The following is a 13,948-nucleotide window of genomic DNA, read 5'->3' as shown; positions in this document are numbered from 1 at the left end:
TTTTATGTCCGCTGCGCCACTCAGGGAAAGAACAGTCGCTTGAGCTCCGCACCCGGATCCTCGGCACGCATGAACGCTTCACCGACGAGAAAGGCATACACATCGTTGGCGGCCATCAACTCGACATCCGCACGCCCGAGAATGCCGCTTTCGGTTACCACCAGACGATCCGCCGGCACGCGGTTTTTCAGCTCCAGCGTGGTGTTCAGGCTGACCTCGAAGTTATGCAGGTTGCGGTTGTTGATGCCCAGCAACGGCGTGTCGATGCGCAAGGCACGCTCCAGCTCGTCACCATCATGCACTTCTACCAGCACATCCAGATGCTGCTCTTTGGCCACCGCAGCCAGCTCTGCCATTTGTCCGTCTTCCAAGTTGGCGACGATCAGCAGCACGCAGTCCGCGCCCAGCGCACGGGACTCGACGATCTGGTAGGGATCGATCATGAAGTCCTTGCGAATCACCGGCAGCGAACAGGCAGAACGGGCTTCTTGCAGGTAAGCATCGCTGCCCTCGAAAAAGTCGATGTCGGTGAGTACCGACAGGCAAGCGGCACCGCCCGTTTCGTAGCTGCGCGCGATCTCGGCCGGCATGAAGCGTTCGCGAATGACGCCCTTGCTGGGCGAGGCTTTTTTTACCTCGGCGATCACCGCCGCTTCGCGACGGGCAACGCGATCACGCAGAGCCTGGGCGAAACCACGGGGTGCATCGGCCTGCTTGGCCAGCGCCTCCAGCTCGGCAAGACTGACCCGCGCACGACGCTCAGCAACCTCCTCAGCCTTGCGGGCCACAATTTTATTCAACACGGATGGGATGCTCATTGGGCATTCTCCTGACGGAATATGGCCGTGAAGGAGACCAGCTCCTGCAGCTTGTCCAGGGCCAGGCCGCTGAACAAGGCGTCATGGGCCATATGCACGCCGTCTTTCAAGGTGCTGGCGATATCGGCGGCATACAGCACCGCACCGGCATTGAGCACGATCATGTCGGCAGCCTTCTGACCGTTTTCAGTCTTGCGCTTGCCCAGGGCATCCTTGATCAGCGCCAGGGATTCCTGGGCATCGTTAACAGCCAGGCCAATCAGGGTCTGGCTCTTGATGCCGAAGTCCTCCGGCTTGATCACATATTCGGTGACCACCCCATCTTTAAGCTCAGCCACGTGGGTCGGCGCGGCCAGGCTGACTTCATCCAGACCGTCCTGGGAATGCACCACCAACACGTGCTTGCTGCCCAGACGCAGCAGCACCTCGGCAAGTGGCCGGCACAACGCCTTGCTGAATACGCCGAGCACTTGGTGCTTGACGCCAGCCGGGTTGGCCATCGGACCAAGGATGTTGAACAGGGTACGCATGCCCAGCTCCTTGCGGGCCGTGCCGGCAAAGCGCATGGCGCCGTGGTAGGCCGGAGCGAACATGAAGCCGACGCCAACGGTATCGATACTGCGCGCCACCTGCTCGGGGGTCAGTTCCAGATACAGCCCCGCAGCCTCCAGCAGGTCGGCGCTGCCACTTTTGCCAGACACCGCGCGATTGCCGTGCTTGGCGACCTTGCCGCCCGCCGCGGCGACCACGAAACTGGCGGCGCTGGACACGTTGAAAATGTTGGCGCCATCGCCGCCGGTGCCACAGTTGTCGACCATGCCTGCACCGACCAGCGGCATCGGCGTGGCCAGCTCGCGCATCACCTGCACGGCACCGACGATCTCGTCGATGGTCTCGCTCTTCATGCGCATGCCCATCAGGAAGGCGCCGATCTGCGCATCCGTACACTGGCCGGTCATGATTTCGCGCATCACCGACTGCATTTCCTCGGTGCTCAGATCCAGATGGTTCACCACCCGATTAAGGGCTTCTTTAATATTCATTGGCGCACGCCTCCGGATTGTTTGAGAAAGTTGGCAAAGAGTTCATGGCCTTGCTCGGTAAGGATCGACTCCGGGTGAAACTGCACCCCCTCGATGTTCAGCGTCTTGTGCCGCAGGCCCATGATTTCATCGACACCGCCGTCGTCGAGCTGGGTCCAGGCCGTTACTTCCAGGCACTCCGGCAGCGTATCGCGCTTGACCACCAGTGAGTGGTAACGGGTCACGGTGAGTGGGTTGCTCAGTCCGGCGAACACGCCGTGATGCTCATGGAATACCGGGCTGGTCTTCCCATGCATGGCCACGCGGGCGCGCACCACCTCGCCGCCGAAGGCCTGACCGATGCTCTGATGGCCGAGGCAGACACCGAGGATCGGCAGTTTGCCGGCAAAATGGCGGATGGCTTCCAGCGAGATCCCCGCCTGACTGGGCGTGCAAGGGCCGGGCGACACCACGATGCGCTCGGGTTGCAACGCCTCGATATCCGCCACACTCAGTTGGTCGTTGCGCACCACATGGACATTCGCGCCCAGCTCGCCGAGGTACTGGACCACGTTATAAGTGAAGGAATCGTAGTTATCGATCATCAGCAGCATGGTTGCTCTCCTTCACGTGCCGTGTTGTTCGGCCAGGGCCACCGCGCGGAACATCGCGCGGCGTTTATTCAAGGTTTCTTCCCACTCCAGCGCCGGCTGTGAATCGGCCACGATGCCGGCACCGGCCTGCACATGCAGTTCGCCGTCCTTGATCACCGCCGTGCGGATGGCAATCGCCGTGTCCATGTTGCCGTTCCACGCCAGGTAACCCACCGCACCGCCGTAGACGCCGCGCTTGACCGGTTCCAGCTCGTCGATGATTTCCATCGCACGCACTTTCGGCGCGCCGGACAATGTCCCGGCGGGCAGGATCGCGCGCAGCGCATCCATAGCCGTCAGTTCAGGTTTGAGCTGGCCGGTGACGTTGGACACGATGTGCATGACGTTGGAATAGCGTTCGATGACCATTTTCTCGGTGACTTTCACCGAGCCGGTGTCGGATACCCGACCCACGTCGTTACGACCCAGGTCGATGAGCATCAGGTGCTCGGCCAATTCCTTGGCATCCGAGAGCAGGTCCTGCTCCAGGGCCAGGTCGGCCTCCTCGTTGGCACCACGTGGACGGGTACCGGCGATCGGGCGTACCGTAACCGTGCCATCCTCGACGCGCACCAGCACCTCTGGCGAGGAGCCCACCACGTGGAAATCGCCGAAGTTGAAGAAGTACATGTAGGGCGTGGGGTTGAAGCAGCGCAGGGCGCGGTAGAGATCGATGGGCGCGGCCTGGAAGGGAATCGACATGCGTTGCGACACCACCACCTGCATGCAGTCGCCGGCCAGGATGTAATCCTTGATCCGCGCCACGGCCCCCTCGAAATCGTCACGACTGAAGCTGGAGCGGAACGTGGGCTCGCCCCCCCCGTTCTGGGTGAAATCCAGTCCCAGCCGCGGCGTGATCGGCTGGCGCAGCGTGTCGCGCAATCTACGCAGGCGCGCCTGGCCGTTCTCGTAGGCATTCGCCTCGGCCGGATCGACCAGCACGATGCAGTGCAGCTTGCCAGCCAGATTGTCGAACACCACAACGGCGTCGGAGACCATCAGCAGGATGTCCGGCGTGCCCAGCGGATCAGGGTTGGGACACTGCGCCAGCTTCTGCTCGACATAGCGCACGCTGTCGTAGCCGAAGTAACCCACCAGGCCGCCGTCGAAGCGCGGCAGACCACCAAGAGTCGGCACCTGGTAACGGGCCTTGAACTGCTCAACAAACGTCAGCGGATCTTCTACGTCGATCGCTTCGATCAACTCGCCATGCTCGCGGATTTCGGCATGATGGCCATAAACGCGCAGTACGGTACGGCTGGGCAGGCCGATGATCGAATAGCGCCCCCATTTCTCGCCACCCTGCACCGACTCCAATAGGTAACTGTTGGGCGCATCGGCAAGCTTGAGATACAGCGACAGCGGCGTATCGAAATCCGCCAGGGTTTCGAACGCCAGGGGAATGCGGTTGTAGCCGTCGGCGGCCAAACGCAGGAAGTCTTCGCGGGTCATGTCAGCCTCGTGGTCGGAGGGATATACACATAAGGTCGGGCAAACGGGCCGGCGCCATCAGGGCCGGCGAGGCAAAAGTCAGGCGCGCCAGCGCCAACGGGCCAGGGCCTTGATGACTTTCATCCACTGTTTGCGGGTGACCACCACGATCTGAACTCTTTGGCGGGAAATGACATTGAGCCGCAACACTAGCTCAGCGCCGCAGCGCTGGCAACCAGCGCACGCAGGTCGTCAAGTACCAGCGCCGGCGATTCCTCGGCAATCGGTCGACCGTGGTTGTAGCCGTAGGACAATGCCACGCAAGGCACGCCCGCCGCGTTGGCGGCGTGCACATCATTGCGCGAATCACCAATGAACAGTGCATCCCCAGCACTGACTCCGGCCTTGTCCATGACCCAGAACAGCGCCGCCGGATCGGGCTTCTGCTGGGGCAAGGTATCGCCGCCGACCAGCCAGCGGAAGTAACCGCCCAAGCCCTTCTCTTCCAGCAAGGGCGCAACGAACTCACTCGGCTTGTTGGTTACCACAGCCAACGGAATGTGCTTGTCCGCCAGCCATTCCAGGCACTCGTGCACACCAGGATAGACCGTCGTCAGCACGTGACTGCCGGCATAAGCCTGCATAAATAGCGCCAGGGCCTGCTGCGCCAGTCCGTTGTCCACGTGATCGTGCTCAAGCTCTCCAGCCAGGGCACGGCGTACCAACACCAGCGAGCCGTTGCCCACCCAGTTGCGTACCCGCTCGATACCGACCACCGGCCGACCGAGCTGGGCAAGCATGCTGTCCACCGCTGCCGTCAGGTCAGGCACCGAATCCACCAGGGTGCCATCCAGATCGAACATCACCAGGCGTGGCAGACGACCGTTGAACAGCTGTTCCAGACGCGTCATGAGCGGACCTGCGCCAGCTCGGCGCGCATGGCGTCGATCACTGCCTTGTAGTCGGGCTGATTGAAAATCGCCGAGCCAGCCACGAAGGTGTCGGCGCCCGCTTCGGCAATCGCGCGAATGTTCTGCACATTGACCCCACCATCGATTTCCAGGCGAATGTCGCGGCCGGACGCCTCGATCAGCGCGCGGGCTTCACGCAGCTTGTCGAGCGTACCGGGAATGAACTTCTGCCCGCCAAAACCTGGGTTGACGCTCATCAGCAGGATCATGTCGACCTTGTCCATCACGTACTTCAGGCTGTCCAGCGAGGTGGCCGGATTGAACACCAGGCCCGCCTTGGCGCCACCTGATTTAATCAGCTGCAGGGAGCGATCAATGTGCTCGGAGGCTTCCGGGTGGAAGGTGATATAGCTGGCGCCGGCTTCGAGGAAGTCGCCAATGATGCGGTCTACCGGCTTGACCATCAGGTGGGCGTCGATGGGCGCAGTGATGCCATATTTGCGCAGCGCCGCGCAGACCATCGGGCCGATGGTCAGGTTGGGCACGTAATGGTTGTCCATGACATCGAAATGCACGATGTCGGCACCGGCGGCGAGCACCTTGTCCACTTCCTCGCCGAGGCGGGCGAAATCGGCGGACAGGATCGACGGGGCGATGGCGAAGGGTTGCATGGGCGGCTCCTCGGGGCGAAAGCGGGATGCGGCGCATTGTACCCCTCACCGCCTTCGGCGTGCTCATGGGCCGCTGGTTGCTGTGCGCAGGCGTTCGTTACGTCCACGCAGCCATTCCAGCGTCAGCAGCAGCAACACGGAAAAGGCGATCAGCAAGGTGGCGGCGGCGGCAATCGTCGGGCTGAGGTTCTCGCGGATACCGGTGAACATCTGCCGGGGCAAAGTGGCCTGCTGTGGGCCAGCGAGAAACAACGTGACCACCACTTCGTCAAACGAGGTCGCGAACGCAAATAGCGCGCCGGAAATCACTCCCGGCGCAATGATCGGTAACGTGATGCGGAAGAATGCCGTCAGCGGAGGCGCCCCCAGACTTGCGGCGGCACGCACCAGGTTGCTGTCGAACCCCTGCAACGTTGCCGTCACGGTAATCACCACAAACGGCACGCCGAGCACCGCATGCACCACAATCAGCGACAGGTAGCTGTTGACCAACCCCAGCGGTGCGAAGAACAGGTAACAGGCCACCGCCACGATGATCACCGGCACCACCATGGGAGAAATCAGCAGGCTCATCAGCAGCGCCTTGCCGCGAAACTCGCTGCGCGTCAGCCCCACTGCTGCCAAAGTGCCGAATATAAGCGCCAACAACGTCGCGCCTGGCGCGATGATCAGGCTGTTTTTCAGCGCGCGCATCCAGTCGGCCGAGCCGAAGAACTCCGTGTACCAGCGCAGGGAGAATCCCTGCAGCGGATACACCAGAAAGGAGCCGGAGTTGAACGACAGCGGCACGATTACCAGCACCGGCAGGATCAGAAACAGCAGCACCAAGGCGCAAAAGATGCGCAGGCTGTAATGCCATATTCGCTCGATGGGCGAGGCGTAGGGGGTCAGCATATGGGGCTCCTAGTCCTTTATCCCAGGCGCAGCCGGCCGGCGCCCACAAGCCAGCTGTAGACGATATATAGCAGCAAGGTGGCGAACAGCAGCAGCCCACCCAGGGCCGTGGCCATGCCCCAGTTGATCGAGGTGTTGGTGTAGAACGCCACGAAGTAACTGATCATCTGATCGTTCGGACTGCCCAGCAGCGCCGGGGTGATGTAGTAGCCGATGGACAAAATGAACACCAGCAGTCCACCGGCACCGATCCCGGGCAAGGTCTGCGGGAAATACACCCGCCAGAAACTGGCGAACGGATGGCAACCGAGGGAGATCGCCGCGCGCATGTAAGACGGCGAGATGCCTTTCATCACGCTGTAAATTGGCAGAAGCATGAACGGCAGCATGATGTGCACCATGGCGATGTACACGCCACTGCGGTTGAACACCAGCTGCAACGGCTGCTCGATCAGCCCCAGTTTCAGCAGCGCGCCGTTGATCAGACCACCGGACTGCAACAGCACGATCCAGGCGGCCACGCGGACCAGAATCGACGTCCAGAAGGGCAACAGCACCAGAATCATCAACAAATTGCTTTGCCGGGTCGGCAACGTAGCCAGCAGGTAGGCCAGCGGATAGCCCAGCAGCAGACAACAGACGGTGACGACCGCCCCCATCCAGAAGGTGCGCGCAAAAATATCCAGGTAGATCGCTTGGTCAGGCGTGGTTGCCGATAGCTCACCCTGCTCGTCTATACGCAGATCGAGCGCAGCGAGCAGGTAGTAAGGCGTCACCCCGCGGGCGTTGCGGCGCATGACCTGCCAGTAGGCCGGATCGCCCCAACGTGCATCGAGCTTGATCAATGCGTCCCTATAGCTCACCGGTTCAGGCTTAAGCGGCATGACACGCGCGGTTTTCGACAACAGGCTACGGTAGCCAGGCAATTCCAGATTCAGGCGCTTGGAAAGATCACCGAGCCGCTGTTGCCGGCGCGCCTGATACAGATCCTCGCCCAGCGCGCGATAGGCCCCTTCGCCTGGTAAACCCTGGCCGTCCCAATCGGCGAGAATCGCCAGGGTTTCCGGCAGACCGCCCACCACTTCCGGGTTGTCGACACTGCGCATTAGCAACGCTCCGATCGGCACCAGAAACGTCAGCAACAGAAACAGCAATAAGGGCAGGATCAGCGCCTGGGATTTCAGACGCGTCAGCCGTTCGGCGCGGGCCAGGCGGCGCTTGAGCGACAGCCCGGTCCTGAGTGGCATCGGCGCAATGGCCATAGATCACTCCGTTTGATGAGCGTCCTCGCCCTGTCATGGGCGAGGACGCCTGCTCAGCGTGCAGCCCAGGCGTTGAAACGCTGTTCCAGCTGCTCGCCGTAGTCCGCCCAGAAGGTCACGTCGATGGCCACTTGGTTGGCAATATTTTCCGGGGTGGTCGGCATCAGCGGTAGGCGCGCCGGGTCCATCAGCTTGACGGCGCCCTTATGGGTCGGCCCGTAGGCGATGTTGTCGGAGAAGATCTTCTGCTGTTCGGGCCGAAGCGAGAAGGCAATGAATTCCAGGGCCTGCTCCTGATTCTGGGCGCCTTTGGGAATTGCCCAGGAGTCGAAATCATAGATACCGCCGTTCCAGACGACCTGCAGGTTGCTCTCGTTCTGCACAGCGGCAATACGCCCGTTGTAGGCCGAGCTCATCACCACGTCGCCAGACACCAGATACTGCGGCGGCTGCGCACCGGCTTCCCACCACTGGATATGCGGCTTGAGCTGATCAAGCTTGGCGAATGCCCGGTCAACGCCTTCAGGCGTTGCCAACACGTCGTAGACCTCCGCCGGGGCGACGCCATCGGCCATCAGGGCGAATTCCAGCGTGTATTTGGCCCCCTTGCGCAGGCCCCGCTTGCCGGGGAATTTCTGTACATCCCAGAAATCAGACCAGCCGGCCGGCGCGGCTTTCAATTTGTCGGCGTTGTAGGCGAGCACTGTGGACCAGACGAAGAAACCCACACCACAGGGCTGAAAGGTGCCGGGAATGAAGTCATCCGGATTGCCGAACCGCTCCAGGTCCAGCTCCACGAACAATCCCTCGTCGCACCCGCGCGCCAGCTCAGGCGACTCCACCTCCACCAGGTTCCAGGTCACGCTATTGGTATCGACCATGGCCTTGACCCGGGCCATTTCGCCGTTGTATTCACCGGCCAGGATGCGGTTGTCGGTGGCTTTCGCGAAGGGCTCATAGAACGCCTTGACCTGGGCCTGCTTGCTTGCCCCGCCAAACGACACAGCGGTCAAATCCACCGCCAGGGCGGGTCCCGCAGTCGCCAGAGTGGCGGCCAGGAATGTGATTCTCAGAGTGGTCATCATTGTTGTTGTCCCCGCTCGTTGTGTGGTTGGCATGTTTAATGGCCTGTTTGGCTAGTTCAGTTAGTCAATTTCGGCGCCCGAGGCCCCGATACTGCGTTGCCACTCCTCGCCATAGCCCTGCTATGACTCGTCGTGGCGCCTTGTCTCGGAACCTCAGGCATCCGAACTTGAGGGAACCAACTAACCGCACAGGCCACTAGCGTTTATTTATTCCGTCGTCAGGGGGTCGAGCGCACGCACATGCTCGACCTGCCAGCCCAACGGCACCACGTCGCCGACCCGCAACTCGGGATCGAGCTCGGCAATTGGCTGCTTGACGAAAAAATTGTTTTGCCCGGCAACTTCCAGCCGCATCCGCACGTGGTCGCCCAGGTAAATGAACTCCATCACCCGCCCGGCAAAGCGATTGGCGCATGCGGCACTGTGGCCGTTGAGCAGCACCCGCTCCGGCCGCACGGACAGGCTCACCGGCTCGCCCGGCTGACCGACCTGTACCGCCAGCGCTTCGACGGTTTCGCCTTGGGGCAGTCGAACCACACAATGCTCGCCGCTGCGACTGAGCAACTGGCCATTGATGCGGTTGTTCTCACCAATAAAGTTGGCAACGAAGGCATTTTGCGGCTCTTCGTAAAGCACCCGCGGTGGCGCGACCTGCTGGATCTCGCCCTGATGAAACACTGCCACCCGGTCGGACATGGTCAGCGCCTCGCCCTGGTCGTGGGTGACATACACCACGGTCACGCCCAAGTGCCTGTGCAAATGGCGTATCTCCATTTGCATGTGTTCACGCAGTTGCTTGTCCAGTGCCCCCAGCGGTTCGTCCATCAGCACCAGCTGAGGCTCGAATACCAGAGCACGTGCCAGCGCCACCCGTTGCTGCTGGCCACCCGATAATTGCGCGGGGTAACGATGGGCAAAGGCATCCAGTTGCACCATGGCCAGCGCCCGGCTTACCCGCTCGGCGATTTCCGCCTTGCCTTGCCCTCGCACGCTGAGCGGAAAGGCTAGGTTTTCCCGCACCGTCATGTGCGGAAACAAGGCGTAATTCTGGAACACCATGCCGATATCGCGCTTGTGCGGCGGCACATGCTTGATTGAGCGGCCGTTAAGGAGGATGTCTCCGGCGGTGGGCGTTTCGAAGCCGGCGAGCATCATCAGGCTGGTGGTCTTGCCCGAGCCGGAAGGGCCGAGCAAGGTCAGGAATTCCCCCTGGCGAATATCCAGATTGAGGTCCCTGACAATCAGTGTTTCACCGTCGTAGCTCTTCTGGATGCCACGAAAGCTGACCAAGACTTCGCCTGTCGGTGCATCAACCATTGAAATGACCATTCGAAAGTTTGTAGTCCGGCGATTCAAAGGCCCGGTTTCGTCACCGAGCTGCCTGAAACCTGCCTTTAAAAGCGTAGCGTCAATCGGCAAAAGCGCACCTGACAGGGTTTCAATCAGGCATTCATTCGGTCCATGGGCGGCGTAACCTGACAACCTCTCGATTGGGCTTTAGACTCCCTATTTTTCAGCCCCCGGTCCGTTGCCATGCCGCGTAACCTTGCCGCCCTCCTTCCCCCGCTGACATTGGCTTTCTTCATGTCGGGAGCCATCGCCGAGGAAAACCTCGACGAGGCCACGCAAGCCATTACTCAAGTCGAACAACCGGAAACTGCTGCGCCACGGCCCGCGCCTGACAGCCGCAGCGAAACGGCCGCCGTGGCGTTGCAACGTCAAGTGCCAGTTCATCAGCAGTTGCGACTGGATGGCGGCAATGATGCATTCCTGGGCCTGTGGCAACCGGCTAACCAGGCGCAGGCCAAAGGGCTGGTCATCATTCTGCCCGGCGAGGGCGAAACGGCCGACTGGCCGCGAGCAATCGGCCCGCTGCGGCGCCAGTTGCCGGATACTGGCTGGAGCACGTTGAGCCTGACGCTGCCCGACGCGCCCAATGCCGGTATCGCCCCGCGCCGGGTAGCGGAGGCGCCGCTACCGCTGGAAAGCACCGCAGCCGAAGACGCAGCGCAAGCCCCGGAAACTGCAGAGCTCCCCGTTCCCGCCACGAATGAGGAGATGCAAGCGTCGCTAGAGGCTGAAAGCCTGGAGCTCGGTGACTATGCTGCCGAGCCTGTCGAGGAAGCGGTCATTGATGCCGATCAGGCCCACAACGAGCAGATGCTGGCCCGCATCGACGCAGCCCTGGAGTACGCCTACCAGCAGCAACCGCGCACCATCGTGCTGCTTGGCCATGGCACGGGCGCCTACTGGGCTGCGCACTACCTGCGTGAAAAGCAGCCACACGGGGTTGCCAACCTGTTGCTTGTGGCGCCGCGCGCGCCCGAGGACGTTGTCCCTGGCCTTGATGAAGTCCTCCCCGACCTGCGCCTGGCGACCGGTGATTTCTATTACCGCAATATCCCCGCGCAGCGCAGCGCGGCCCGTGAGCGTCTGCAGGCCAGCAAGCGTCAGAAACACCCAAGTTACGTGCAAGTGGGCCTGCAAGCACTGCCTGGCGACGCACAAGCCGAACAAGGGCAACTGGTACGCCGCGTTCGCGGCTGGCTGGAGCTTGAGCCCCGCGCCAGTCGCTAGGACTATTCGCTAACGATTGGCTCCCGCAACCGCTGGCTCAGCTTCGAAGAGTGGATTTCGAGTTGCGCATCCATTCATCCCCACCTAGTGGTCATGGTTCGTTGCGATGAGAAGCAACGTTTACTGAATGGCGCCTGGAATCAGAAGCCGTGGCGCTCGCGAACCAAAGCGTAGGCACTGTGCAGCTCACCGGTTTTCTCCGTGGCCAGGCGAACTTCGCTTTCGCTGGCGCCAGCGCCCGCTTGCTTATCGGGATGGTACTGACTGAGCAGGCGCCGATACGCGCGCTTGATTTCCTTTTCATCGCTGTTTTCGTTCACGCCCAACAGGTGCAACGCAGCTTCATAAGCGTTGCGTGCCCGCGTGGTGACGGTGGCCGTACTACCGCGCGTTTCATGTTGGGTGCGCTGATAAAGCGATAACACTTGACCCGGCGAACATCCGGCCCAGCGGCCCCAGAGCAGGATCAGGTCGCGCTTGCGGTCACTGACCTTGCCCTCTGCTGCGGCCAGGCGCCAGCAACTGCTGAGCAGACGGCGCACCAGCTCGGGTCGGTTGCGCAGGCGATGCAAGGGCAAGCGCAAGCCGTCGCCGCCCGTTTTACCGCGAGTAAAGGCGGCGATAGCCTTTTTGCGACCTTCGGCATCCAGGTGCAGGCGGCGCATTTCCTCCCGTGTCTGGGCAATATGCGCCTCATCCACACGCCCTTCACTCTTGGCCAGACGGCCAAGCAAAAGAAACTGCAGATCGTTGTCGGGCAGTTCTTCGGCCCAGCCCAGTCGCTTGGCCAGCCCCCCCCAGGATTTCAGGCGCAGGCGTCGATCAACGCTATGGCCCAGCACGCCGCCCAGCAGTGCGCCTGGAATACTGGCCAACGCCAGCCCGGCGACGGCGCCCAACAAAGTGACAGGCCAAAGCATGGGTCAAGATTCTCCAGTCAGCAGGCGCTCGACCTGCGCCAGTCGTTCATGAGTGCCGACATCGATCCAGCGCCCTGAATAATATTCACCACTGGCCTGTCCATCGGACAGCGCCTGGCGCAGCAACGGCGCCAGCTTGAATGCGCCACCTGGGCACTGAGCGAACAAGCGAGGGTGCAAAACGGCGATTCCGCTATAGGTTAGACGCGAGATCGCCTCTTCGGTGGCCAATTGCCCAGCACTCCAGCCAAAATCACCGCCAGGATGATGCTCAGGGTTATCGACCAGAACCAGATGGGCTGAAGTCGACCATTCGCCGCGCAGCCGACTGAAGTCGTAATCGGTCCAGATATCACCATTGACCACAACAAACGGTGCTTCTCCAAGCAGCGGCAGCGCGCGCTGGATGCCGCCACCGGTCTCCAGCGGTTCACCTTCCGGCGAATAGACGATACGCACGCCGAAGCGAGCGCCATCCCCCAGATACTCCTCAATCTGCAAGCCAAGCCAGGCGTGGTTGATAACCAGCTCGGTAAAGCCCGCCGCCGCCAGCGCCCGCACGTGGTACTCGATCAAGGGCACGCCGCCGACCCGCACCAACGGTTTGGGCGTATGCAGCGTCAACGGACGCAGCCGCTCGCCCTTGCCTGCGGCAAGAATCATGGCCTTCATCGCGAGACTTCCTCGGCGCGCAAGGTGGCGAGCAATTCACCCAGCTCCGCAAGCTCCGGCCGGCGGGCTACCACTTCGTCCAGATAGGCGAAGAAGCGCGGCACGTCACCGAGGTAGCGGGGCTTGCCATCGCGATGGCAGATGCGCGCGAAAATACCGATCACTTTCAGGTGCCGTTGCACGCCCATCAGATCGCTGGCACGCAAGAAATCCTCGAACAGCTCGGGCACCTTAATGCCCTGCGCATGCGCTTGCTGCCAATAGCGTTGCAGCCAGGCATCGACACGCGCTTGAGGCCAACTAAGGAAGGCATCTTTGAACAGACACGTAATGTCATAGGTAACCGGGCCGTATACCGCATCCTGAAAATCCAGCACACCAGGATTGGGCTCGCTGAGCATCAGATTGCGCGGCATGAAGTCGCGGTGTACCAACACCTGGGGCTGCGCCAAGGCGTTATCAATCAGCAACGTGCAGACCCGTTGCCAGGCAGCCAGTCGCTCGCCTTGCCATTCGATTCCCCGCTCATGCTTTAAGTACCAGTCGGGAAACAGTTGCAACTCTCGGCGCAGCAGCGCTTCATCGTAAAGCGGCAGACCCGGATCCAGGGGTAGCTGCTGGAATGCCAACAGCGCACGCACCGCGTCCTCGAACAGCACATCGGCATTCGTGTCGTCGATCACATCCAGATACGTTTGGCGTCCCAGATCGTCGAGCAGCAGAAAGCCGTGCTGCAGATCACTGGCGAGTACGCGCGGCACATGCACACCGGCGGTCGCCAGCAACGCAGCCACGTTGACGAAGGGTCTACAGTCTTCTTGAGGTGGCGGCGCATCCATGAGAATCAGGCTGCGTCCCTCGGCCTCCCAGCGAAAATAGCGGCGAAAGCTGGCGTCGCTGCTGGCAGGGGTCAAGGTACCCTGTGGTACGGTTCCCCAGCCATGCTCTGCGAACAGGTGCGACAATTGCTGGTCGAACCAGGCAGATAGTTGTTGCAGACGAACATCAGGTTCAAGCATTCAGGAGTCTCCG

14 protein-coding genes are annotated in these 13,948 nt (G+C 61.5%); 1 reads left to right on the top strand and 13 read right to left on the bottom strand.

Annotated elements, in window-relative coordinates; genetic code table 11:
* Nucleotides 1-20 precede the first annotated feature (20 nt).
* From trpC to H9642_RS01545, 10 genes are all read right to left on the bottom strand, one after another.
* Complete coding sequence (gene trpC, locus H9642_RS01590) at nt 21-818, bottom strand: indole-3-glycerol phosphate synthase TrpC (protein ID WP_251834660.1); 798 nt, start codon at nt 816-818, stop codon at nt 21-23.
* Nucleotides 815-1,861: an anthranilate phosphoribosyltransferase gene (trpD, locus tag H9642_RS01585; protein WP_251834659.1), complete on the bottom strand. Its 1,047-nt coding sequence runs from the start codon at nt 1,859-1,861 to the stop codon at nt 815-817. Before trpD ends, trpC begins: the two co-directional genes overlap by 4 nt.
* Nucleotides 1,858-2,454, bottom strand: coding sequence for an aminodeoxychorismate/anthranilate synthase component II (locus H9642_RS01580; protein ID WP_251834658.1), 597 nt, complete (start codon nt 2,452-2,454; stop codon nt 1,858-1,860). Before H9642_RS01580 ends, trpD begins: the two co-directional genes overlap by 4 nt.
* 12 nt (nt 2,455-2,466) lie before the next feature.
* Nucleotides 2,467-3,945 carry an anthranilate synthase component I gene (gene trpE / locus H9642_RS01575; protein ID WP_251834657.1) on the bottom strand — a complete coding sequence of 493 codons (1,479 nt, stop codon included), beginning with the start codon at nt 3,943-3,945 and terminating at the stop codon, nt 2,467-2,469.
* Nucleotides 3,946-4,133: 188 nt separating this feature from the next.
* A complete protein-coding gene (locus tag H9642_RS01570; RefSeq protein ID WP_350027850.1) occupies nt 4,134-4,835 on the bottom strand; it encodes a phosphoglycolate phosphatase in 702 nt (233 codons plus the stop codon).
* Entirely contained in the window at nt 4,832-5,506 is a 675-nt protein-coding gene (rpe, locus tag H9642_RS01565; RefSeq protein ID WP_251834656.1) for a ribulose-phosphate 3-epimerase, read from the bottom strand. Before rpe ends, H9642_RS01570 begins: the two co-directional genes overlap by 4 nt.
* Nucleotides 5,507-5,569: 63 nt before the next feature.
* Nucleotides 5,570-6,400: an ABC transporter permease gene (locus H9642_RS01560; RefSeq protein WP_251834655.1), complete on the bottom strand. Its 831-nt coding sequence runs from the start codon at nt 6,398-6,400 to the stop codon at nt 5,570-5,572.
* Nucleotides 6,401-6,417: 17 nt separating this feature from the next.
* A complete protein-coding gene (locus H9642_RS01555) occupies nt 6,418-7,662 on the bottom strand; it encodes an ABC transporter permease (protein ID WP_251834654.1) in 1,245 nt (414 codons plus the stop codon).
* A 53-nt stretch (nt 7,663-7,715) separates the two neighbouring features.
* Nucleotides 7,716-8,747, bottom strand: a complete 1,032-nt coding sequence (locus tag H9642_RS01550; RefSeq protein ID WP_251834653.1) for an ABC transporter substrate-binding protein — start codon at nt 8,745-8,747, stop codon at nt 7,716-7,718.
* 207 nt (nt 8,748-8,954) lie between these two features.
* Nucleotides 8,955-10,064: an ABC transporter ATP-binding protein gene (locus H9642_RS01545; protein WP_251834652.1), complete on the bottom strand. Its 1,110-nt coding sequence runs from the start codon at nt 10,062-10,064 to the stop codon at nt 8,955-8,957.
* A 267-nt stretch (nt 10,065-10,331) separates the two neighbouring features.
* Between H9642_RS01545 and H9642_RS01540 the strand changes: the two genes are divergently transcribed.
* Entirely contained in the window at nt 10,332-11,324 is a 993-nt protein-coding gene (locus tag H9642_RS01540; RefSeq protein WP_251834651.1) for an alpha/beta hydrolase family protein, read from the top strand.
* 140 nt (nt 11,325-11,464) lie between these two features.
* On the opposite strand, the gene H9642_RS01535 is transcribed toward H9642_RS01540, so the two are convergent.
* The 3 genes from H9642_RS01535 to H9642_RS01525 are packed head-to-tail and all read right to left on the bottom strand — an operon-like array spanning nt 11,465 to nt 13,935.
* On the bottom strand, nt 11,465-12,244 hold the full coding sequence (locus tag H9642_RS01535; protein WP_251834650.1) for a DnaJ domain-containing protein: 780 nt from the start codon (nt 12,242-12,244) through the stop codon (nt 11,465-11,467).
* Between the two features lie 3 nt (nt 12,245-12,247).
* The gene (murU, locus tag H9642_RS01530) at nt 12,248-12,916 is read right to left on the bottom strand and encodes an N-acetylmuramate alpha-1-phosphate uridylyltransferase MurU (RefSeq protein ID WP_251834649.1); all 669 of its coding nucleotides are present in this window, start codon (nt 12,914-12,916) and stop codon (nt 12,248-12,250) included.
* The gene (locus H9642_RS01525; protein ID WP_251834648.1) at nt 12,913-13,935 is read right to left on the bottom strand and encodes an aminoglycoside phosphotransferase family protein; all 1,023 of its coding nucleotides are present in this window, start codon (nt 13,933-13,935) and stop codon (nt 12,913-12,915) included. Before H9642_RS01525 ends, murU begins: the two co-directional genes overlap by 4 nt.
* Nucleotides 13,936-13,948: the final 13 nt, after the last annotated feature.

The sequence above is a fragment of the Serpens gallinarum genome (genome assembly GCF_014836765.1).
Taxonomy (GTDB): Bacteria; Pseudomonadota; Gammaproteobacteria; order Pseudomonadales; family Pseudomonadaceae; genus Serpens; species Serpens gallinarum.
Note: the sequence above shows the minus strand (reverse complement) of the source record. Positions and strands in the feature narration are given on the sequence as shown.